This is a genomic window from Mycobacterium sp. E342 (genome assembly GCF_001667665.1).
In the GTDB taxonomy this organism is placed as follows: domain Bacteria; phylum Actinomycetota; class Actinomycetes; order Mycobacteriales; family Mycobacteriaceae; genus Mycobacterium.
The window spans coordinates 1-586 of the sequence record NZ_LZJM01000020.1; the positions used below are offsets into that span (position 1 = coordinate 1).

The 586-nt window shown below is 69.3% G+C and carries 2 protein-coding genes; one reads left to right on the forward strand and one right to left on the reverse strand.

The window, feature by feature from the left end; translation table 11 throughout:
* The coding region (locus tag A5692_RS01125; RefSeq protein ID WP_156765863.1) for a TetR/AcrR family transcriptional regulator at positions 1-303 on the reverse strand (303 nt) is incomplete at its 3' end.
* A gap of 143 nt (positions 304-446) precedes the next feature.
* Here A5692_RS01125 and A5692_RS27845 point away from each other — a divergent pair.
* Positions 447-586 (forward strand): TetR/AcrR family transcriptional regulator (locus tag A5692_RS27845; protein ID WP_156765864.1); only part of this gene is annotated, 140 nt, incomplete at its 3' end.

Consider the following 586-nt stretch of genomic DNA (forward strand, 5'->3'; position numbering starts at 1 on the left):
GCTCGCCTCGTCCAGCACCGCCGCGATGCGCTCGACCACGCCGCCGGAACCCGCGGCGGCGGCTCGCAGCCGCGGCACCGCGATGCGCTCGATGTCCTCGACGGCCGCGTCCAGCAATTCGGACTTGTTCGGGAAGTAGTGGTACAGGCTTCCGCTGGTGATGTTCGCCGCCCGGGCGATCTCGCGAATCGTGGTGCGCGAATAGCCATTCTCGGCCACGCAGCGCATGGTGACAACGACGATCCGCTGCCGCGTCTCCTCGCCGCTGGCACCGACCGGACGTCCCCGTTGCGCCCGCGTCACCGTGCTGTCCTCACTCGCGCGTCCCGTCCGCCGGCTCTCGGTGCCCGACACAGTCGAATATAATCGAGTGATCGATTAGTTCCGGCTTCGCCGCGGAGGTGCGTAGTGCGTGATGGACGGAGCTGCCACGTGCTTCCCGCCGCATGAGCGCCACGCCGCCGCGATTGGGCCGCCCGGTGGGTGCCGACGGTGAGCAGACCCGGGCCCGCATCATCACCGCCGCGATGCGATGCGTGGCCGAGAATGGCTATTCGCGCACCACGATTCGCGAGATCGCCCGGGC